Below are 20073 nucleotides of genomic sequence, written 5' to 3'. Positions count from 1 at the left end.
ACTTTTGCCCCGCCTGGGATGTTTGCCGGGCGGGGTTTTTAATTAGAAGTATTTACAGGGCGTTGCGGGCAAGTTATAATAAAGCAAGGGGGAGAAATGAAAGACATCATTTTTGATTTGGGCGGGGTGCTGATTGATTGGAACCCACGCCACTTGTATAAGAAAATTTTTGCTTCCGCGGAAGAAATGGAGTGGTTTTTAACCACCGTTTGCCCGCCTGATTGGAACGCCAAGCAGGATGCCGGCCGTCCGTTTGCCGAGGGGATAGCCGAGGCCAAGGCCAAATACCCTAAATATGCGCCGCAAATTGATGCGTATTTTTTGCGTTGGGAGGAAATGTTGGGCGGTCCAATTAAAGGCACGGTGCAGATTTTGCGCGAGTTAAAGGGTAAAAATTACCGCGTGTTTGCGCTTTCCAACTGGTCGGCGGAGACTTTTCCCATTGCGCGCAAAAAATTTGATTTTTTATCTCTCTTGGACGGTGTGGTGTTATCTGGTGAGGAAAAAATGAATAAGCCGGAGCCGGAAATTTACAGGCGGCTTTTGTCGCGCTATCAGTTGCGGGCGGATAACTGCGTATTTACGGATGACAATAAGGACAATGTGTCCGCCGCCAAGGCCTTGGGGATTGATTCAATTCTTTTTACGAGTCCGGAGCAACTGCGGCTGGAATTAATAAAGCGCGCTATCTTATAAAGAACGCCCCGGGTAATTCCGGGGCGGTATATTTTATTCGGCCTTGCTTACAATGGCTTCCATTAGTTTGTGGCGGCGGAATTTGCGCGTTTCCAATAAAAGTCCGTTCGCCTTTATTTTTTCGTTTTTGGTGGGCTGGCGGCCGAGTTTTACGCTAATCCATTTTTCCATTGTCATATTGTCCGGTACGTCAGCGGGGATAGATAAATCCAGCCGCTCAAATACGTCCGCCATTTTGGCGCTGGCGCTGACTACCCACGCCTTGCCGAACGGTTTTATATAGGCGGGGAAGAAATCGTATTCGTCTTCAATTTCGCCCACCATTTCTTCAAAAATATCTTCCAAGGTCAAAATCCCCGTGATTTTTTCACCCTCGGTTACCAGGCATAGGTGCTGTTTGCTCTTCATCATTTTTTCCAGCGCGGCAGAAATAATGGTGTCGGCTTCCAAGCGCAGTACGGGGCGGACAATGGAGCGCGCACTCGTTGGCGCGCCGCCGGACATTTTGGTAGATAAAAAGATGTCCTTAAAGTTTAAGTAGCCGATAATGCTTTGCGGGTCGTCGGGGCGTTCTTTTACCGGAAAGCGCGTGTGCATATCCAAATGGGCTTTAACAAAGGTGTCGGCGATAGAGTCGTTGGCGTCCAGCATATATACTTGGTTCAAAGGAACCTGAATTTCGCGGATTTTACGGATGCAAAACATCGCGCTGGACAGTACAATTTTTTCCTCCGTCTTGCCAAACAAGCGCGAAGAAGAGGCAATCGCCGCCGCCGTGCGCAAGTCCGCCATAGCGGCCTTTTGGGCTTCCTTGGGGTCAAGCGCCTTGGTAAAGGTTTTTTTAGTAAAAAAGCGCACGATGGCTTCCATTATATGCACAATGGGCGAGAGAATTGTATAAAGTACGCGCATTACCGGGGAACATTTTAACACCACAAATTCTTTATTTTTAATAGCAAAAGTTTTGGGGGTTAGTTCGCCGAAAATAATGGTAATAAAACTAAGCGGCACCACCACAAACGCTACGGCCAGCGCATCGGCCAGCCGCTTGGGCAGGTCAAACCAATCCTGCAAAAAGGGGGAAAAGATTTCGCCCGCTCCGGCACCGCCCGTAGCGGCGGCCACCGCGCCTACCAGCGTAATGCCGATTTGCACCACGGCCAAACTGCCCTCCATATGGTCCTTCATAAACAGGGCTTGTTCCGCACCGGAGCGTTTTTCCTGCGCCAAAATGGAAAGTTTCGTGCGCGAAACAGACGCCAGGGCCATTTCGTAAGCGGCCAGCAAGGCGTTTAAAATAAGCATTAAAATAATAATAAGTATCGTCATACTTCATATATAGTGTAGCAAAAAAAGCAGGGGGGCAAAGGCAACTACTCCGCTTGCCGCCTTGACAATTTGCCCCGCAGGGTTTATTCTTATTAACAGGGGGTTATAGATGAAGAAGACATTTTTAGTTTCAGGGATGACCTGCTCCGCCTGCCAAGCACACGTGGAAAAGGCCGTCTCACGCGTGCCCGGGGTTCACTCGGCGGTTGTAAATTTGTTGCAAAATACCTTGTATGTGGATTACGACGAAAATAAATTAGGCCCGGCGGAAATTGTATCCGCCGTCCGTCAGGCGGGGTACGATGTGCTTAGCGAAAAAAAGGCGGATTCCACGCCGCAGGCTTTGGCGCAGGAACAGGCCTCCGCTTTAAAGGCGCGCTTTTTGCTTTCGCTCGTATTTTTGGCGCCCCTAATGTATGTTTCTATGGGGCATATGGCGGGGGGCTTGTTGCCGGATGTTATTACGCATAATCCGGGTATTTTTGTTTTTGTGCAATTTTTACTGGTGCTGCCGGTGCTGTTTTTAAACCGCAAATTTTTTACGCGCGGGTTAAAACAACTCTTTTTAGGTGCGCCCAATATGGATAGTTTGGTGGCGCTCGGTTCCGGCGCGGCAGTTATCAGCGGGGTGTGGACGCTTTTTAAGGTGTTGTATTTAATGCAACCTGGTGATTGGACCGCCGCCTTTGATGCATCAGGCAATTTGTATTTTGAGTCCGCCGCAATGATTTTAACCTTGGTTACTTTGGGTAAATGGTTAGAAGCGCGTGCCAAGGTCAAAACGTCCGACGCTATTTCCGCCTTGGTGCGGCTGTTACCCGGCCAAGCAACGGTGCTTCGCCGTGGAAAAGAGGTACAAATCCCCGTAGAGGGCATTATCCCGGGGGATATATTGGTGGTCCGCACGGGCGAGCGGATTGGCGCAGACGGCGAAATTACCCAAGGTGGCGGTGCGGTGGATGAGTCTGCTCTTACGGGCGAGAGTGTGCCGCAGGATAAAACGCTGGGGCAGATTGTTTCCGCCGGAACGCTTTTAACAAGCGGCTATTTGCAGGTGCGCGTACTCCGCACGGGCAAGGATACCACGCTTTCACAAATTATTACCTTGGTGGAAGCGGCCTCGGGCAGTAAGGCCCCTATTTCGCGCTTGGCCGACCGCGTGAGCGCGGTGTTTGTTCCGGCCGTATTGGGGATAGCCTTGCTTACCTTTGGCGTGTGGTTATTTACGGGGGCGGGCGTGTCATTTGCGTTGTCTGCGGCCATTTCGGTACTGGTTATTTCCTGCCCGTGTGCGCTGGGACTTGCCACGCCTACGGCTATTATGGTGGGCACAGGCACGGCGGCGCGCAACGGAATTTTGGTCAAAAGTGCGGCGGTGTTGGAGCGTGCGCATAAAGTTACTACGGTTGTGCTGGATAAAACGGGCACGGTTACCACGGGGCAAATGCAGGTGGCCGGGGTAGAGCCCGGCGCAGGCGTTAGGGAGGCGGATTTAATCAGCCAAGCCGCCACGCTGGAACAATATTCCCAGCATCCGTTTGCGCGGGCGTTGGTGGAATACGCCCAACAGGGAAAAATTGCGCTTTTGCAGGGGGAAGATTTTACCTTGGAGCCGGGGTGCGGCGTATCGGCCCGGGTGTCTGGCGAAATTGTGCGCGGGGGCAATTTAAAGTGGCTCAATGCTTGCGGCATACAAGTCCCTAACGGGGATAAACTCTCCGCCAAAGCCGCACAGGGCGGCAAAACGCCAATCTTTTTTGCGCGCGGGCAGCAGTATTTGGGGGCGGTGTTGTATTCGGACACGCTAAAACCCACGGCGGCGGAAACGGTGGCGCAGTTAAAGCAAAAGGGGCTTAAAGCCGTGCTTTTAACGGGCGATAACGAATTAACCGCGCGCGAAGTGGCCCGCCAAACGGGCATTGAAACCGTTATTGCGGGCGTAATGCCGCAGGACAAGGAGTCCGTCATCCGTCGTTTGCAGGAAGCGGGCGAAGTGGTCGCAATGGTGGGCGACGGCGTGAACGACGCCCCGGCCTTGGTGCGGGCCGATGTGGGTATTTCGTTTGGCACGGGGACGGATGAGGCGGTGGAGTCGGCCGATATGGTACTATTAAAGGGTAACCTCACAGGCGTGGCGACTGCCTTGGAATTAAGCCGTGCGGTCATCAAAAACATAAAGGAAAACCTGTTTTGGGCGTTCTTTTATAACGTGTTGGGGATTCCGCTGGCGGCGGGTGTGTTGTACGGGCCGCTGGGGTGGAAACTAAACCCGATGGTAGCCGCGGCGGCGATGAGTTTCAGTTCGGTGTGTGTGGTGTCAAACGCGCTAAGACTGCGCTTTTTTAAACCGACAGAGATAAAAACTAAACAGACGAAAGGGGAAAACCGTATGCGTAAAACATTAATTATTGAAGGGATGGTTTGCGGCCATTGTGCCGCGCGCGTAGAACGTGCCTTAAACGCGCTTCCGGGTGTGGAAGCCCGCGTAAACTTGGGCAAAAAAATGGCGGTGGTGGAATCGGCCAGCGCATTGGACGAGGAAGCCCTCAAAAAAGTAGTGCAAGACGCCGGGTACGAAGTGGTTTCTATCCAATAAATGCTTGCGAATATACATTAAAGGCCGGGTGCCATAAGCGCCCGGCCTTTATAATTGATAAAATAAAACTAGATACCCCACAAGGAGACTTTACCCTATGAGCCATTTTGGTTTTGTAAAAGTAGCGGCGGGCGTGCCGCTTGTAAAAGTAGCCGATACGGCCTATAACGCCGCGCAACTGGAACATTTGATTAACGAAGCCGCCCAACAGGGCGTGCGCGTGCTGGCGTTGCCTGAATTATGCGTAACGGGATACACCTGTGGGGATTTGTTTTTAAAGCCGCTTTTGGCGCAGGCCGCCGAGCGGGTGCTGGGGGCGCTTTTACGCCGTACGGAAGGGCTTGATATTATTTTTATGGTGGGGATGCCCGTCCAAGCGGATAACCTTTTATTAAATGCGGCGGTGGTGTGCTACCGCGGTGAAATTTTGGGCGTAGTGCCGAAAACCTATTTGCCCAATTATAAAGAATTTTACGAACAGCGCTGGTTTACTTCCGCCTTGGAGTGGGGCGGAAACGAAGTAACCCTTTGCGGGATGCCTGTGCCGGCGGGAACGGATTTATTGTTTGAAGCGGGCGGGATGAAATTCGGCGTGGAAATTTGCGAGGATTTATGGGCTGTAATTCCGCCTTCCTCCCGTTTAGCCTTGCAGGGGGCGGATGTGATTTTCAATTTATCCGCCAGCAACGCTTTAACGGGTAAACACGCCTATGTGCGCGAACTGGTCGGACAACAATCGGCGCGTTGTTTATGTGGGTATGTGTATGCCTCTTGCGGGTTCGGCGAATCCACGACCGATGTAGTCTTCGGCTCCAATGCCCTTATTTACGAAAACGGCACCCCGCTGGCGTTTTCGGAGCGGTTTTCCACAGAGGCGCAACTCGTGTCGGCTGAAATTGACGTAGAGCGTTTACGCGCTGAACGGTTGATAAACACTACCTTTCGCACGGACAGCGCCTACGAAACGGCGGACCCTTATGACGTGATTGAATCCGGCCAGCCTGCGCTGCCCATTACGCATTTGGAGCGGTTTGTATCGCCTACGCCCTTTGTGCCACGCGGAAGCCGATTAGACGAAAACTGCCAGGAAATTTTTAATATCCAGGTAATGGGGCTGGCGACGCGTATTAAAAATGCGCACGCCCAAACGGCGGTACTTGGCATTTCCGGCGGGTTGGACTCCACCTTGGCCCTGTTGGTGTGCGCTAAAACCTTTGATAAACTCGGCCTGCCCCGTACGGGAATTATCGGCGTAACAATGCCGGGCTTCGGCACGACGGACAGAACCTACCAAAACGCGCTTACGCTGATGAAGAGTTTAGGCATTACCCAAAGAGAGGTAAGCATTAAAAAAGCGTGCGAACAACACTTCGCCGACATCGGCCACGACGCTAAGGTAAAGGACGTTACCTACGAAAATACCCAAGCGCGCGAACGCACCCAAATTTTAATGGATATCGCCAATCAAACGGGCGGTATGGTAATCGGTACGGGTGATTTGTCTGAACTGGCGCTCGGGTGGGCCACTTATAACGGCGACCATATGTCTATGTATGGGGTCAATGCGGGGGTGCCTAAAACCTTGGTGCGCTCGCTGGTGGTATGGGCTGCCCAGCACGAAACGGACAAACAAACACAGGCGGTTTTGCAGGATATTGCGGCTACGCCTATTAGCCCCGAACTGTTGCCAGCCGACGGGCAGGGCAAAATTGCACAGAAGACGGAAGATTTGGTGGGACCGTACGAGTTGCACGATTTCTTTCTGTTTTATTTCTTGCGCTACGGGTTTTCACCCGCCAAGATCTACTTTTTGGCCCAGCAGGCCTTTGCCAAAAAATTTGACTCGGCAACTATAAAGAAATGGCTCAAAGTCTTCTTCCGCCGCTTCTTTGCCCAGCAATTTAAACGCTCCTGCCTGCCTGACGGCCCCAAAGTGGGCTCGGTGGCGCTTTCTCCGCGCGGGGATTGGCGTATGCCCAGCGACGCGAGCGCAGAGGTATGGATGAACGAAGTGGAAAACTTGCGCTAGTGCCTTTTGATATGCAAAAAAGCCCCGGGGTTTTTGCCCGGGGCTTTTTAGTTAATCGTTTAAGAAACTCTTGCCAAATTTAAGGGACGGCAGTTTAAAGTAGTCCGCTATTGTTTGTCCGAGGTCTGCGTAAGTGTCGCGCCCACCTAGGAAGGCCGGTTTTACATTGGGCCCGAACATAATCACCGGGACGTGTTCGCGCGTGTGGTCGGTTCCCTTGTAGGTGGGGTCGCACCCGTGGTCGGCGGTGATAAAGGCAATGTCGCCTTCCTTCATTTGCGCGGCCAGTTCGGGCAGACGTTTGTCAAAATATTCCAAACCGCCCGCATAGCCGGCTACATCGCGGCGGTGGCCCCAAGTCATATCAAAATCCACAAAGTTGGTAAACGTCAGGCTGAAATCGGGCGCGTTTTTGGCTTCTTCCAAGGTTACGTTCCAAAGTTCTTCCAGCCCGGCGGCCTTTACCGCGCGGGTAATGCCCTGCTTGGCGAAAATATCCGAAATCTTGCCTACGGAAATCACCGCACCGCCCGCGTTTTTAATTTCGTCTAACACCGTGGTCATAGGCGGTTTGACGGAATAGTCGTGGCGGTTTTTGGTGCGTTTAAATTCGCCCTTCTTTTCACCCTCAAACGGACGGGCAATCACGCGCGCGATGTTGTACGGCGCCATGTGCTTAAAGGCAATTTCGCACAGTTTGTATAAGCGGTCCAAGCCGAAGTGTTTTTCGTGCGCGGCGATTTGGAATACGCTGTCGGCGGACGTGTAGCAAATGGGTTTGCCCGTTTTGATATGCTCTTCGCCCAGTTCGTCAATAATCACGGTGCCGCTCGCGGCCTTGTCGCCCAAAATGCCGGGCAGGCCCGCTTCGTCGCAAATCTTTTTGATAAGTTCGGCGGGGAAGGAGGGATAATCCGGCTTGAAATAACCCCACTCAAACTGTACGGGCGAACCCGCCATTTCCCAATGGCCGGAAGAGGTGTCCTTGCCGTGGCTGATTTCCCGCATAAAACCGTATTTGGAGGGTAAATCAACTTTTGCCCCGTCCTGCGCGCCCGCTTGCGGTGCGCGGCCCGTGGAGGCTTCGGCCGCTTTTAACAAGCCGAGTTTTGCCAAATTGGGTACTTTTAAACCGCCTTGTGCGGCGGCAATGTGGCCTAATGTATCGGCGCCGCTGTCGCCGAACTTGGCGGCGTCTTCCGCTCCGCCAATGCCGAAAGAGTCCATCATCAAAATAATTGCACGTCCTTTTTGAGCCATAAAATATACCTCCAAGACTTTTCTTTTATTATACCCAAAAAACGCCGTGCCGTCTAACCCTCTTTTGGGCGCAGAAGACGGCGCAAAATGATATAGTATATAGGAAAGAAAGGGGGAGTATATGAAACAAGCCTATATCAATATGCGGAATTTTTGGTTGGACGTAAAAAATTTGGAAAACCGTAAGGGCGTGATTGAAATCGGCCCGGATGAAATTTCCGTCGCCGGGATTGAAATGGCGTTTTTGGACGGAGCGGAAACCAAACATTTGTTCTTGGCGACCAATTCGCTGGGCGACAGCAGTTTGTATTTTGAAAATAACAGCAAAAGCGGTTTGGGCGGCGTAATCGGCGGGCACGGGCACGAAGCCCTGCAAGAAGCAGCCGCGCGGATGTTGGCCCACGCCAGCAAATTAACGGGTAAAATGACGGCCTTGCCCGTAGGGAGCGAAATGCCCGCGCCGTCTTCGCCCGCTATGGTGCGGTTATTTGCGGTGTCTAAAAAGAAACTTTTTCACATAGAAATTGCGGAAGCGGAATTGCGCAAACCGGAAAATGATTTTTATCCGTTCTTTGCCTATTCCCAGCAAACCTTGGGGTTCTTCCGCCAGCAGGAAACCGCCGCTTCTGCCAAAGAAGCCCACTCGTAAACGGATTTATTCCGCAACAAAAAGCCACCTTGTTATAGGGTGGCTTTTTGCATTTAATGGCAGTTAATTTTTTCGTCTATTATATACAGGGGGCGTTGCTTTACTTCCATAAAGGTACGGCCCAAATATTCGCCAATGACTCCCAAGGAAATAAGTTGCACGCCGCTAAAAAACAAAATGGCTACCATTAAAGAGGAATACCCGCTGACCGGGTTTCCAAAGAAGATTTTTTTGGCGGCCACCCACAGCGCATATAAAAACGCAAAGAGCGAAACCGAAAAGCCGAAATACGTCCACAGCCGCAAAGGAAGCGTAGTGGAAGCTGTTAAGCCTTCCAGCGCAAAGTTCCACAGCCACCAATAGTTCCACTTGGTCTGCCCTGCTTGGCGTGCTTGGCGCACAAAGGGGACGGAAGCCGCCTTAAAGCCCACCCAGTTAAAGAGCCCCTTCATAAAACGCTCCCGCTCCGGCAAGGTGAGCAAAGCCTGCAAAACGCGCTGGCTGATAAGGCGGCAGTCCCCGGCGTTTTCGGGCATTGGGCGGGTGGAAATAAAATTGTAGAACTTATAAAAACCCTTCGCGCTCATACGCTTTAACCAAGAGTCCGTTTGACGGTTTTGGCGCGTACCATAGACTACTTCGTAGCCTTCCTTAAATTTTTCCAAAAACGCGGGGATAAGTTCCGGCGGGTCCTGTAAGTCCGCATCCATTACAATAACCGCATCCGCCTGGGTGGCTTCGGCCAGCCCGGCGGTCAGCGCGGCCTCTTTGCCAAAATTGCGCGAAAGGGATATTATCTTTACGCGTTTATTGTGGTTGGCCAAATTTTTTAAATAGGCAAAGGTGCCGTCTTTACTGCCATCATTTACAAAAATATATTCAAATTGAAAGCCGTTTTCCTGCTGCAAAACGGGTTCCACAGCCTGCCAAAAAACGGGCAGGGCTTCTTGTTCGTTATAGGCGGGAACGATTAACGCTATTTTCATACAGAGATTATAGTATTTTTTAGCCTAAAAAACGTGCAGATTTATCCCGGTAAAATTCCGTAGAATTGATATAATAAATTATGCGGGTTTTGACCCGCGGGAGGACGGTATTAAAAAGATTTCGTTTCGGTTTTTTATTTTGCTGTTTTTGGCCGCCGCCGGAGTGATAGCGGCGGGCGTGGTGTTTTATTGGCAGCAAGTAAGCGAAATTTTGGCCGCAGATGTGAAACTAAATGTAGCCGCAGCCGGTAAAGAAGCCGCGAGCGACTTTGACCGCGTAATTCAAACGGATGAACAGGTGTTAGCGTCCTTAGCCCTGACGGTGCAGGATGCTTACCCGTGGGCGGATTCCTCGCACTTGTCCGATTTTTTAAAACGCCAAACCAACCATAACTATTTTAAACTTTTGGGCGTAATTACCCCGGATAAAAAACTTTATTTGTCCTCTCCGCGCAACTTTACCGCCGCCTTTGTGGCGGATATTTCCGCGCGCACCTTGGAGCAGGGCAAATACCTCTCCGTCCGCCAGGCGGACCCGTTAGACGGCACGGATGTATTGGTACAGTCCGTTGCCCTTTATAAAAACGGCCGCCCGCTGGGCACGCTATTTGCCTTGCAAAATCCCAGCCGCTACCGGCCGCTTCTTACCTTGTCTGCTATGGGGGACAAGGGGTCGTCTATGATTGTGGAGCGCAACGGTAATTTGGTGCTCTCTCCGCGTAAAGTAGGGTTCAGCAATATTTTTACCCAATTAGACAAAACCGCCGCGGCGGATACGGATAATTCCGCCCTGCCTGCGGATTTGCGCCGTGCGGTGCAAAACGGGAAAAGCGCGCTGGTAAGCGCTTCGTTGGATGGCAGTACGCGGTTTTTGTATTTCATCCCCTTGGAGCGTAACGGGTGGTATATGGTATCCTCCTTGCCTACGCAATTTGTAGAGGAACGCGCCCAGCATTTGGCGGTATTATCGCTTCTTTTGTTTGCGTCCGTCTTTGCGATTTTCTTTTCCCTTATCTTTTATATTTTGCATATGCGCGCATACAGCAACCGCCAGTTGTTTACCACGGCGTTTGTGGATAATTTGACGGGCGCCGACAACTTCAACCGTATGTGCGAAATGTTCCCGCAAAAACTGGCTGAATTGCACGGGCAAGCGGCGTTAGTCATTTTTGACATTAATAAATTTAAGGTCATTAACGATTTGCACGGCTACGAACGCGGCAACCAAGTATTGCAGCGCATTGCACAGGTCCTGCGCGAAAATGTATCGCCCGAGGAGTGCTTCTGCCGTCTGTCAGCCGACAATTTTATCCTGCTGTTAAAATACACGGACCGCCGTTCTTTTTTGGCGCGGCTAAATACGCTCAATACGCAGTTGCGCCGCGATTGCACGGTGGAAGATTCTTGTCTGATGATTGATATTGCGTTTGGCGTGTATGAAATCAAGGAGGACATCCCCTTTTATATTATGTTGGACCGTGCGCATTTGGCGTTGGAAAAGGCCAAAAAAATGTCCTTTGACAAGTGCGAATTTTACGACGAAGCCGACCGCAACCGCATTGTGGCGGAAAAGCAGATTGAAAACACGATGGAAGCGGCCCTTAACCACGGGGATTTTGCCGTTTATTTACAGCCCAAGTGCGATTTTGCTACCGGGGAAATACGCGGGGCGGAAGCATTAGTCCGCTGGAAGAGCGCAGGCGGAAAAATTGTCCGCCCGGATGATTTTATCCCGATTTTTGAGAAAAACGGTTTTATATTGCGCCTGGATATGTTTATCTTGGAAGAAGTGGCCCGCTTGCTGGCGGCGTGGAAGATTAAGGGCCTTAAACAGGTGCCGATAGCCGTCAATTTTTCCCGTTTGCACCTAAACGACTCCCGCTATATTCCCCAAATGCTGCGCCTAGTAAACAAGTACGGCGTTCCGCACGAACTGATAGAGGTGGAACTGACGGAAAGCGTGATTTTTAACAATTTGGACCACGCACAAAACATCATCCGCCAACTGCACGGCAACGGCTTTTCCGTGGCGATGGACGATTTTGGATCCGGGTATTCTTCCTTAAATGTGCTGAAAGAATTGCAGTTTGACAGCATTAAACTGGATAAGGAATTTTTGCGCGGTTTTGAACATAACCCGCACGCCCAAAAAGTGATTGAAGGGGCGGTGGCGATGATTAAAACCTTGGATATTAAAATCGTGGCCGAAGGCGTGGAAACCCGCGAGCAGGCGGACTTTTTGCAAGCCATCGGCTGTAACTTGGCGCAAGGCTACCTCTTTGCCAAACCCCTTACAGTTGCCGACTTTGAAAAACGGTTAAACCAGCAAAAATAGACGTGCAACCCTTGCCGGTCGTTATGCCCCATATTTATGGGTCTTTGGGAGCGGGTAGGAACACCCAATTTGCCGTTTGATGTTTCTCTGCTCACGCAAACCGTGGATAATAAGCAACCTATGCGCTAGGGTGGAACGCGGGTTATTAAATAAAAACGATTTTAATCAATTGAATATAGATAAACAAACCGAAGAATTAATGAAAATTGTATCTAGGATTACTTACGAATACAAAGAAAGCTATATTGAGGTAAGTTTGAAAAACGGGGTGCAATTTGGTTTTCGCGCCGCTGTGAAACCACACCCGGGTGGAATACCGAAAAAAGAACGCCAAGCCTACAAAGAAATCCAACACTTAAAAGCTGATAAGGCTACCTACTACAAAGCCCTTGCCCTGCAGATACGTGAATATATGCGGGTAAATAACTTAAGCCAGAAAGAATGCGCGCAAGCCCTTGGACTAAGCAGTGCAAGAGTGAGTCAGATTTTAACGCTGCTTTGAAGTCTTCTCAACAATCTTAGCTGGTGGAATAGAAAATAATTTTGATTCTTCCAGCGCCTGTTTTAGTTCTTCTTTTTCAAAATCTTCCAGTTCTAATTGAATAAGTTTTAATTTTAAACATTTTTCTAAAAATTCAATATCTTCTAATACTGCCAGCATACTTCTGATAGCGGCGTCAATATCTATCTGTAAGTTCCGCAAGTTATCGGGCAAAGTTGCCAATAGACCTTGTAAATTCTTAGGGCCTTCTTTCAAACTTTCATTGAATAAATTCAGTTTTGCATACACATGGAGTATATAGGTTTTTGCTTGCAAGATGTTGACAATAAAACTATGACGGTGTTCACTTAATATTGCGTAGTCTTGTGGTTCAAACTGAGAATAAATATCATAAAAGGCAACTACGGCAAAAAGATGTTTTTTCCCTTTGCTAGTGAGATTGGCATAATTATGAAGATATTTTCTTTTTGCCATGATATTATTGCGGAACATCAAGAAGTCTTTTATCGCATAAATTAACAGAGAGCGCAGATAAATTAATTTACTTTCATTCTGTTGTTTTTCAGCAATTCTTTCTGCTCTCGAGGAGCCAAAATACCAAGTTAACCACACAATAAGGAGAGGAATAACAATGGCACCAATAGCGGGAATAATAAGCTCGCCCCAGCCTTTCCAAGTACAAAAGATAGATTTAAGTATCTGCATATTAGTAATAATAACAAAAATTAAATTCTAAAATTTAAATTTTGGGGCAAAAAGATACAAAAAGCCTAAAATAGCCCTTTTTTCTATCTTTTGGAGTTGCACCAAGAATCTATCTTTTCTGTATTAGCAGCTGATAAACAACAAATCCCCGACGAGAGTCGGGGATAAATGCACCAAAATACAATTAAAAATTCCCGTCTTAACTTCGACGGGAAAATAAATGGGGTGAAGGCGCTGGGGAGCCCCTTATATGCTATCCATTTTCCGACGATAAAATACATTTTTGAAAAGGCCATCTATCTACCAATTTTCTCTCTTTCATATCTTTGTTCGTCGAACTTTCATATTATTTTCTTAATGCGGCCTTTTTCCGAGAAGAAGATAGCAAGTTTTATCTATCTTTTCGCTGATTTGTATGTTTTTACGCATGTAAGGATAGACACGTAGATATACTGCGGTTTAACCGCGGTTTCCCTTAGGTATTGAGTATCCTTTCGCACACTGACCGTTTTGTTTGGGAGTCAGAACTGTTTCATTCTCTCAATTTTCCTTATTTACAGGCAAAATACAGGGAATTTTGTCGTTTTGAAACCTTGACTAAGGAAAGGGGCTCAGCATTGTATAGTGCCATACCTATTAACACTACGAAAATTCCCTAAGATTATAACAGGGAAATTAATATAGAGTAACAGTGTTTTAGATCATTAAGTCGATAGGAATTTTAATTTATGCAGAATCTTGCTACAATAAACCTAATAGGAGCTAATAAAAGAACAAAATATAACTGCATATAAAATTTAAGTTTTAAGACTTGTTTTTGGAGCCGTTTGGAAGAAACGGCACGGGCCGCGTAGGCGGCCGGTCTCGAAGCCAGAAATGAAGTCGCTTTTTACCATACCCGAAAGGGTATGGAGGCGATTTTCATTTTGAGCGTTTCGAGACCCTCAAGGTGATGTCGCCTTTTTTATGTCCCCTTGAGAAAATGACAAACCGTTGTCGGCGGCTGTTTTTATACTGATATTACTTGACTTCTCAGGCCGTTATTAGGCTGTATGGTAACAAAAGGAGAAAAATATGCATAAAACAATAATGATGCTGGCAATGCTTGGCGTATTGGGAGGGTGTGCTTCGTGGCAGATTTTTGAAAGCGCAGAGCAGCAGGAAGCAAGACGAGTGTCGGAGTGTCGGGCTCATATAGAATCTTCACTGGCGTTGTCTTCTGCAACCTATAAATTTCAAGACGTGTATGATTCAATGCAAGAGTTCAGTTATAACGAATTCCTTAAAAGGGCCAAAAGTCGTGAAGGCAGAATCGGTAAATGCGTTCTTTCTCCGTCTGTTGATGAAAACGATTTGAGAACGGCATATGCCGTCAGTTTAGAGATAAGTTCTTATTTTAAGGCCTTAAAATCAGCTGTGGATAATATGTATGGCCGGATGTTTTATGGATGTCAGGACGTGGTGGCGCAAGAACATCAAAAAATGTTTAAGCGTTATCAGAAGATTGAAAAAATGGGGAAGAATATATACTATTGGGCGCAAGATAAAGAAGAAAAGGATTTCCATTCCAAGACTGGATTTTATTTGGATTTATATGACTGGTATGGAAACAATACATTAACATCGTATATGATTAATTCTTATTCGTTTCGCCCTGAGAAGGAATATCTTTATGATTTGAAACGATTGGAAGTATTTCAACGAGTGCCGGGCGGGTATTTGTTGCGTGCAGATATCAGCGGCTATCAAAGTGAGACTATTTTTCTTAAAACCAATCGAACTTTTGCCGTTGGCTTCCAATTTTCCCCTAATCAGGTGTTCGTGACGCTGTCCGGGAAACAACGCTACACAACTTTATTGGGAGAAGATAAAGAAGTTTTTGCTTTTCGAATCGTGGATATCAAACCGTTCCAAAAGTGGCTTAAGTCTTATTTATTTTATCCTCAAGCGGTGCGTACGGATATTGATTTTAATCCTAATCTCGTGAAGTGTAATTGAAGAAAAAATAGGAGGAAAATATGAAAAAAGAACGGAAAGATACGGGGCTTATCGGCGCGGCGGGCGTTTATGAGTTACTGTCTCGTTTAAGCCGCCGCGGCTGGGTGGCGACGATGACGCCGGGCAATACGCAAGGGGTGGATGTCCTCGCTTATAAAACCCATAAGGGCAAACTCCTTGTGCGACAAATCGAAGTAAAAACGTGCAATAAATCTAAGCCGATAGACAGCAAGTTTTGGGGAAAATCCATCTTTTGGCAAATGAATAAAAAACATGAAAAAGCAATGCCCAATGTTTGGTATTGTTTTGTCAATTTTGATGAGTCTTTTGACGTAAAAACGGGGAAGCCTCTTCCCAAAGAAACGCTCCCGCACACGTCGGTCTATTTAGTTTCGTCAAAACAAGTGGCCAAATTTACTAAAGAGTCCCATCCAAAATGGCTGAAAAATCCAGAAGCCAAAAAAGAACATAAAGATACGGATCTGCGTCGGTTCTGTTTGGGGTTTGCCGGTGAGAAATATACCGTTAAATCAACGCTTATGGCGGAAAAGTGCCGGGAGCGATGGAATTTACTGGAAAAGGGAGGAAAATAAATGTCTTATGTGTCGCAGCATTTAAACGGGAAGGAAAAGATTTTGTTTAAAGGAAAAATCCATTGGATTATTTTTCTCTGGCCCATTGTATTTACGCTGATCTGGTTTGTTTTTCAACTTTCAGCCGCGTGGTGGTTGCTGTTGGTGTGGGTTTGGTTGTATTATCTGGTAAGTTATTTGTTCGCGGAAGTAGTGATTACCAACCAAAAAATAATCGCCAAATACGGTATGATTGCGGTGGAATCGGCCTCCAGGGAACTTGGAAGAATAGAAAGCGTGCAGACCAGTATTTCCATTTTAGGCCGGATTTTAGGATACGGAACCGTCTTTGTTTGCGGGAACGGCGGGAAAAATATAGGCATTCCCAGATTAGTCAATCCGGAGAAATTTAAGTCGGAGCTTTATCAGGCGATTGAACAAAAATAGTCGTGTGAGTAATTCTTGAAAATAACCTCGGAAATGTTTTTCGGGGTTATTTTTTTATGCGTGTTTTGGATTTTTACTTGGCCGGGAAATGTTTTAGATAAAGCTAGGGGCACAAATGCCTCAAACAGTTTGTTTATATCAAATAAAATTGCCACAGCTGGTAAATGTGTGTTTATGCAGACTGACGGTACTATGTTACAAGAATATCTTAATATTGGTTTTAGTGTTGATTGCCTTGCAGAAATGCTGCAAGAAATTTTATATATGTACATAAAAGCCCCGCTTTTGTGGGGCCTTTTGTGAGGATAGAAAAATAGTTAGAAGGGATTTTTATCCGAGAAAGAGTTGTCCGACATTTGCCATACTTGTTTGCCGTTGATTACATACATATTTGGGATCCCATTCTTGCGGTTTTCTTCTTGTGCCTTGCGTGCGGCACGGCTCGCGATACGGGTTAATTTAGCTGTTAAATCTGTCATAAATTTCTCTTAAATACAGTATAAAGATGTTCTGCTAAAACATGCTGTCCTTTATCTTGCTTGGCAACAAGCACAATATCATCTCTGCCGTTGTAATACAATACCCAGTGAGCGGATAAATCTTTATAGAGGTTCCAAAAGTTGTGTTTACTCCGTTCGGAGCAGTTTCAGATTGAGAGATCCTGCCGTACTAAAACCAGCTATTTCTTTTTCCTTTGTTCTAATTTTTTTTGGACTTTTCCCAAGTTTTCCAAAAAATCGTTTTCTACAACAGATAATTGTGTTCTCGTGCGTTCTTTATACTTAGCATACTCTGCTAATGCTTTATTATCTGCTTCCAACTTACTTATTTTGCCAGGATGCTGTAATAATTCACTACCAGACATTTTGATAAAATCATCCAGTTTCGCTATCCAGTCCTTCATATACATGTGGTGATGTCGTAAGGCTTGCAACTCAGCAAACTCTAAATAAGCAGTTGTTATACGATTTAAAATATTTAACTCGTCAGCTGTTAGATAATTTTTAGCCACTAACACTTCGTCTTTGCGTGGTTTTCCACCCTGAAAGGATGTCAGACCCATAAAATCTTTTTCAGAATCTGCCCGCAAATATTCAATCTCTGCAGCAGTATGCCCGTGAGCCGCAAAATGCATTTTATTTTGAACTACGCGGAAAAATTCTTGAGTCAATGGAGAATGTGGGTCATAATCCTCGCTAGTAGCATAAATATCTAATATTTGGCGGTAAAAAACCTTTTCTGATGTGCGGATATCACGGATACGGGCCAAAAGTTCTTGCCAATATTTACCACCGCCCATATTTTTTAGGAAATCATCGTTTAATGCGAACCCTTTAACAAGATATTCTCTCAATACTTGGGTAGCCCACATACGAAATTGTGTGCCTCGCCCGTTCCGCACCCTATAACCTACGGCTAAGATTACATCCAAATTGTAATAAGTAACTTCGCGCTCGATTTGTCTAGCGCCCTCTTTTTGAACTGTTCGGAATTTCCGAACAGTTGCCGTTTCCTCCAACTCTCCCTCTTTAAAGATATGCTTAATATGCTCACTAATATTAGCTTTGCTTGACTGAAATAACTCTACCAGTTGAGCTTGGGTCAGCCATACAGTTTCATCGGCCAAGGTAACTTCTATCTTGGTTTTTCCATCTTCGGTTTGATAAATGATAATGTCGGTCTCTTTTGGCATGGTTAAATCTCAAAAAATCCTTTTATTTATGTTACCATAATTGGGCACGTCATTGACATGAATTAAAATATAGCTGAATGGGGGGCAGACAATTTTTTTAGAAAAAAGCCTCTACATAAGTAAGGGCTCTTATTATCCCTGATGTTAGACAAACAATTTATATATTTAACCCTATCTTGTTGTTGAATAATCTCATTTCGCAAAAATTACAAAAAATCAATAGTTTTCCGTTTTAAACCTATTTAGGCGGGTCAGATTATAACGAAAAGTGTTATCTTGCCAAGTTGTTGGCGTAGGAAATTATCGATAAATCTATAAATCAATTTTATCGCCATCAATAAAATGCACTAATCTTCACCCTATTTACTGATTTTGTATAGAGATTACAACCCCCTATCCGATTAATGAAAATTATAGGATTTGAGCAAGTTTAGCAACTGCTCCCACCATAAAGGCGAAGTGAAAATATCATCAAATGCAGACGGTGCTAAAAAGCGTTGCATTTCTGATAAGAAAGCCTCTTGCCCGCCTTGAATTTCATTCAGACGATTGGCATATTTGGTAGCAAAATCTTCAAAAGAAATTTTCCGGTCGGATAGTTTTTTAAGGAGTAAATCTTTGTCCAATACTACATTTTGACGGGACAGCCAAAATATGTCCCATAAATCTCTATTTTTGACACGATTGGGACGATTAGCAAAAGCAATTAACTTATCTACCAAAATTTCTGTTAAACTTTCTGCTTGCAGAATAAGTCCGGATGTGCCGCTTTCCAATCCGTAATAGTTCTTTAGCATGGTAGCATGCCGCTGATAACTCGGCAATAGTACAATATCTAAATTTATTCGTTGGGCAGGTAGATGCTTTTGTTCTGGACGGGTCAAAATTTTTATTTTCCAAGTGTTAGTGTTTCCGGTTTCTTGCTTTGGCTCGCTTACCGCTACTTCAAAACCATATTTTTTGAGCAGGTTTTTCTTAAGTGCGGAAGGAAAGTTTGCTAAGTCCTCTTTATTAAAGTCAAAACTACTAGAAAAATCCAAATCTTCACTCAACCGTTGTGAACCATAACAATCACGCAAACAAGTTCCCCCGATAAAAGTTAGGTTTTTAAGTAACCCCGCATTATTTAATTCCCATAGGATGTCATGATGCAAAATTTCTTTTTCCACAACGGGACGCAACGTTGTCAACTGTGTATTATGTTCCAAAACGGATTGAACGGTCTTATCAAATAAATTCATGCAGGGTCTCCTTATCAATTAAATCAAGCGGACGCTTGGTATCAATCATATCCTGATAGGCCAATTTTGGGCTTGCTCTCCACATGCGGTATCTTTCATCGTAAGTCAGTTGTGCAGCCAAAGAATTAATATCCTTTTTGGTATGTATAAACTCTATTGTGCCAAACTGGCCACAGTTTATTTTGCCCCGTCGGCCATTTGTCATCAAGGTAATAGTGCCCATCGGAATTTGCGAGATAATTCCAACCTCACTTAAAACACTTTCCAAACTAAGATAACAGAAACAATCCTTACGCAAAAGACTGGCCAAATGGTATAACTCATAACCTCTTTGATACTTTGCCTTGGGATATAAATAATACCCCTTGCACATCCGGACAAGAATTCCTTTCTTAACAGCCCGCCCCAGCAAAACAAGTAGTGCGAGTCGGTTTATTTTGGGAAAAAGAGCATTGAAACTATCCACGGAGAAAATATAATTTTCCGCGTTTGCATTCTTTTCTAAGGTGGTTTGTAATACGGCTGTATTTTGCATAATTTATCTTATATAGATTTTTCTATTAGTGTACACAATATAACACTTTTTGTTATAATTTGTCAACCTATGGTGCTATTTCTATACGTATTGTTTGAATATGCAAGGGGTTTAGTATGCAAGTTGTAGGAGTAAGCCAAGATAAGCCTAGAAATGGATGAAATCTACACATAAACTACGCATATTTTGCGTAATTTATGCGAGGATTAGAGTTTCCTTTTTGCCATAAGACCAGAAATTTTATTAAAAAATGTGTTTTTTAAAGCCTAATTTTTAAGTGTTTGCATAAAAGGCCTTAGAGCACAAATTTTTTTAACAGTTTTTAGTCGTAAAAATGTAAAAATCCTTATTTTTTCAATGCTATTTATTATAATAAATAAATAGCAATCATTTGACTCATCTGCTAATTTTGTGCTAACATACCTACTTAATTGAGCACGTAAAACTGCTCCACAGGGTCTGTTAATGGCGAAACAGGAGGAGTCAATTTCTTGGACCCT

Annotated in this window: 18 protein-coding genes; 10 read left to right on the top strand and 8 right to left on the bottom strand. The window is 45.8% G+C overall.

Annotation, left to right across the window (positions count from 1 at the left end):
- The first annotated feature begins 96 nt into the window (after positions 1–96).
- Positions 97–696, top strand: coding sequence for an HAD family hydrolase (locus B2118_RS02805; RefSeq protein ID WP_428053152.1), 600 nt, complete (start codon positions 97–99; stop codon positions 694–696).
- 33 nt (positions 697–729) lie between these two features.
- Here the strand turns inward: B2118_RS02805 and B2118_RS02800 are convergent, their stop codons facing one another.
- The gene (locus B2118_RS02800; RefSeq protein ID WP_428053150.1) at positions 730–2025 is read right to left on the bottom strand and encodes a hemolysin family protein; all 1296 of its coding nucleotides are present in this window, start codon (positions 2023–2025) and stop codon (positions 730–732) included.
- A gap of 109 nt (positions 2026–2134) precedes the next feature.
- Here B2118_RS02800 and B2118_RS02795 point away from each other — a divergent pair, with 109 nt between their 5' ends.
- Together B2118_RS02795 and B2118_RS02790 are read left to right on the top strand one after the other, a co-directional pair.
- Complete coding sequence (locus B2118_RS02795; protein WP_428053148.1) at positions 2135–4621, top strand: heavy metal translocating P-type ATPase; 2487 nt, start codon at positions 2135–2137, stop codon at positions 4619–4621.
- Positions 4622–4718: 97 nt separating this feature from the next.
- Positions 4719–6650, top strand: a complete 1932-nt coding sequence (locus B2118_RS02790) for an NAD(+) synthase (protein WP_428053146.1) — start codon at positions 4719–4721, stop codon at positions 6648–6650.
- 51 nt (positions 6651–6701) lie between these two features.
- Here the strand turns inward: B2118_RS02790 and B2118_RS02785 are convergent, their stop codons facing one another.
- A complete protein-coding gene (locus B2118_RS02785) occupies positions 6702–7910 on the bottom strand; it encodes a phosphopentomutase (RefSeq protein ID WP_428053144.1) in 1209 nt (402 codons plus the stop codon).
- A gap of 121 nt (positions 7911–8031) precedes the next feature.
- Here B2118_RS02785 and B2118_RS02780 point away from each other — a divergent pair, with 121 nt between their 5' ends.
- The gene (locus B2118_RS02780; RefSeq protein ID WP_428053142.1) at positions 8032–8559 is read left to right on the top strand and encodes a hypothetical protein; all 528 of its coding nucleotides are present in this window, start codon (positions 8032–8034) and stop codon (positions 8557–8559) included.
- A 53-nt stretch (positions 8560–8612) separates the two neighbouring features.
- Here B2118_RS02780 and B2118_RS02775 read toward each other — a convergent pair whose 3' ends face one another.
- Complete coding sequence (locus tag B2118_RS02775; RefSeq protein ID WP_428053140.1) at positions 8613–9545, bottom strand: glycosyltransferase family 2 protein; 933 nt, start codon at positions 9543–9545, stop codon at positions 8613–8615.
- Positions 9546–9693: 148 nt separating this feature from the next.
- Here B2118_RS02775 and B2118_RS02770 point away from each other — a divergent pair, with 148 nt between their 5' ends.
- Both B2118_RS02770 and B2118_RS02765 read left to right on the top strand, forming a co-directional pair.
- The gene (locus B2118_RS02770; protein WP_428053138.1) at positions 9694–11880 is read left to right on the top strand and encodes a bifunctional diguanylate cyclase/phosphodiesterase; all 2187 of its coding nucleotides are present in this window, start codon (positions 9694–9696) and stop codon (positions 11878–11880) included.
- Between the two features lie 199 nt (positions 11881–12079).
- Entirely contained in the window at positions 12080–12382 is a 303-nt protein-coding gene (locus B2118_RS02765; protein WP_428053136.1) for a hypothetical protein, read from the top strand.
- On the opposite strand, the gene B2118_RS02760 is transcribed toward B2118_RS02765, so the two are convergent.
- Positions 12368–13087 (bottom strand): hypothetical protein, encoded by a 720-nt coding sequence (locus B2118_RS02760; RefSeq protein WP_428053134.1) that lies wholly within the window; start codon positions 13085–13087, stop codon positions 12368–12370. The two genes, B2118_RS02765 and B2118_RS02760, sit on opposite strands and share 15 nt — an antisense overlap.
- A gap of 1074 nt (positions 13088–14161) precedes the next feature.
- Here B2118_RS02760 and B2118_RS02755 point away from each other — a divergent pair.
- The 4 genes from B2118_RS02755 (at position 14162) to B2118_RS02740 (ending at position 16407) form a co-directional block, all read left to right on the top strand.
- Positions 14162–15085, top strand: coding sequence for a hypothetical protein (locus B2118_RS02755; protein WP_428053132.1), 924 nt, complete (start codon positions 14162–14164; stop codon positions 15083–15085).
- Between the two features lie 20 nt (positions 15086–15105).
- Complete coding sequence (locus tag B2118_RS02750; protein WP_428053130.1) at positions 15106–15678, top strand: hypothetical protein; 573 nt, start codon at positions 15106–15108, stop codon at positions 15676–15678.
- Positions 15679–16104: a PH domain-containing protein gene (locus B2118_RS02745; RefSeq protein ID WP_428053128.1), complete on the top strand. Its 426-nt coding sequence runs from the start codon at positions 15679–15681 to the stop codon at positions 16102–16104. It begins immediately after the preceding gene.
- A 174-nt stretch (positions 16105–16278) separates the two neighbouring features.
- Positions 16279–16407, top strand: a complete 129-nt coding sequence (locus tag B2118_RS02740) for a hypothetical protein (RefSeq protein ID WP_428053126.1) — start codon at positions 16279–16281, stop codon at positions 16405–16407.
- A gap of 14 nt (positions 16408–16421) precedes the next feature.
- Here B2118_RS02740 and B2118_RS02735 read toward each other — a convergent pair whose 3' ends face one another.
- The 4 genes from B2118_RS02735 to abiEi all read right to left on the bottom strand — a co-directional run bounded on the left by B2118_RS02735 (position 16422) and on the right by abiEi (position 19573).
- A complete protein-coding gene (locus tag B2118_RS02735) occupies positions 16422–16583 on the bottom strand; it encodes a hypothetical protein (RefSeq protein WP_428053124.1) in 162 nt (53 codons plus the stop codon).
- 200 nt (positions 16584–16783) lie between these two features.
- Positions 16784–17797 carry a virulence RhuM family protein gene (locus B2118_RS02730; RefSeq protein WP_428053122.1) on the bottom strand — a complete coding sequence of 338 codons (1014 nt, stop codon included), beginning with the start codon at positions 17795–17797 and terminating at the stop codon, positions 16784–16786.
- Between the two features lie 401 nt (positions 17798–18198).
- The gene (locus B2118_RS02725) at positions 18199–19038 is read right to left on the bottom strand and encodes a nucleotidyl transferase AbiEii/AbiGii toxin family protein (protein ID WP_428053121.1); all 840 of its coding nucleotides are present in this window, start codon (positions 19036–19038) and stop codon (positions 18199–18201) included.
- Positions 19025–19573 (bottom strand): type IV toxin-antitoxin system AbiEi family antitoxin, encoded by a 549-nt coding sequence (gene abiEi, locus B2118_RS02720; RefSeq protein WP_428053119.1) that lies wholly within the window; start codon positions 19571–19573, stop codon positions 19025–19027. The genes B2118_RS02725 and abiEi overlap by 14 nt, the downstream gene beginning before the upstream one ends.
- Positions 19574–20073 lie beyond the last annotated feature (500 nt).

Origin of the sequence: Candidatus Avelusimicrobium stercoris (genome assembly GCF_002437085.1) — a bacterium.
GTDB classification, from domain to species: domain Bacteria; phylum Elusimicrobiota; class Elusimicrobia; order Elusimicrobiales; family Elusimicrobiaceae; genus Avelusimicrobium; species Avelusimicrobium stercoris.
This window is presented reverse-complemented; position numbering and strand designations above follow the sequence as displayed.

Excerpts from the sequence above, each read along its gene's own strand:
- B2118_RS02760 (WP_428053134.1), bottom strand. The coding sequence starts at position 13,087 with ATGCAGATACTTAAATCTATCTTTTGTACTTGGAAAGGCTGGGGCGAG.
- B2118_RS02735 (WP_428053124.1), bottom strand. The coding sequence starts at position 16,583 with ATGACAGATTTAACAGCTAAATTAACCCGTATCGCGAGCCGTGCCGCA.
- abiEi (WP_428053119.1), bottom strand. The coding sequence starts at position 19,573 with ATGCAAAATACAGCCGTATTACAAACCACCTTAGAAAAGAATGCAAAC.
- B2118_RS02775 (WP_428053140.1), bottom strand. The coding sequence starts at position 9,545 with ATGAAAATAGCGTTAATCGTTCCCGCCTATAACGAACAAGAAGCCCTG.
- B2118_RS02755 (WP_428053132.1), top strand. The coding sequence starts at position 14,162 with ATGCATAAAACAATAATGATGCTGGCAATGCTTGGCGTATTGGGAGGG.
- B2118_RS02780 (WP_428053142.1), top strand. The coding sequence starts at position 8,032 with ATGAAACAAGCCTATATCAATATGCGGAATTTTTGGTTGGACGTAAAA.
- B2118_RS02805 (WP_428053152.1), top strand. The coding sequence starts at position 97 with ATGAAAGACATCATTTTTGATTTGGGCGGGGTGCTGATTGATTGGAAC.
- B2118_RS02745 (WP_428053128.1), top strand. The coding sequence starts at position 15,679 with ATGTCTTATGTGTCGCAGCATTTAAACGGGAAGGAAAAGATTTTGTTT.
- B2118_RS02795 (WP_428053148.1), top strand. The coding sequence starts at position 2,135 with ATGAAGAAGACATTTTTAGTTTCAGGGATGACCTGCTCCGCCTGCCAA.
- B2118_RS02785 (WP_428053144.1), bottom strand. The coding sequence starts at position 7,910 with ATGGCTCAAAAAGGACGTGCAATTATTTTGATGATGGACTCTTTCGGC.
- B2118_RS02750 (WP_428053130.1), top strand. The coding sequence starts at position 15,106 with ATGAAAAAAGAACGGAAAGATACGGGGCTTATCGGCGCGGCGGGCGTT.
- B2118_RS02730 (WP_428053122.1), bottom strand. The coding sequence starts at position 17,797 with ATGCCAAAAGAGACCGACATTATCATTTATCAAACCGAAGATGGAAAA.
- B2118_RS02740 (WP_428053126.1), top strand. The coding sequence starts at position 16,279 with ATGCAGACTGACGGTACTATGTTACAAGAATATCTTAATATTGGTTTT.
- B2118_RS02725 (WP_428053121.1), bottom strand. The coding sequence starts at position 19,038 with ATGAATTTATTTGATAAGACCGTTCAATCCGTTTTGGAACATAATACA.
- B2118_RS02800 (WP_428053150.1), bottom strand. The coding sequence starts at position 2,025 with ATGACGATACTTATTATTATTTTAATGCTTATTTTAAACGCCTTGCTG.
- B2118_RS02790 (WP_428053146.1), top strand. The coding sequence starts at position 4,719 with ATGAGCCATTTTGGTTTTGTAAAAGTAGCGGCGGGCGTGCCGCTTGTA.
- B2118_RS02765 (WP_428053136.1), top strand. The coding sequence starts at position 12,080 with ATGAAAATTGTATCTAGGATTACTTACGAATACAAAGAAAGCTATATT.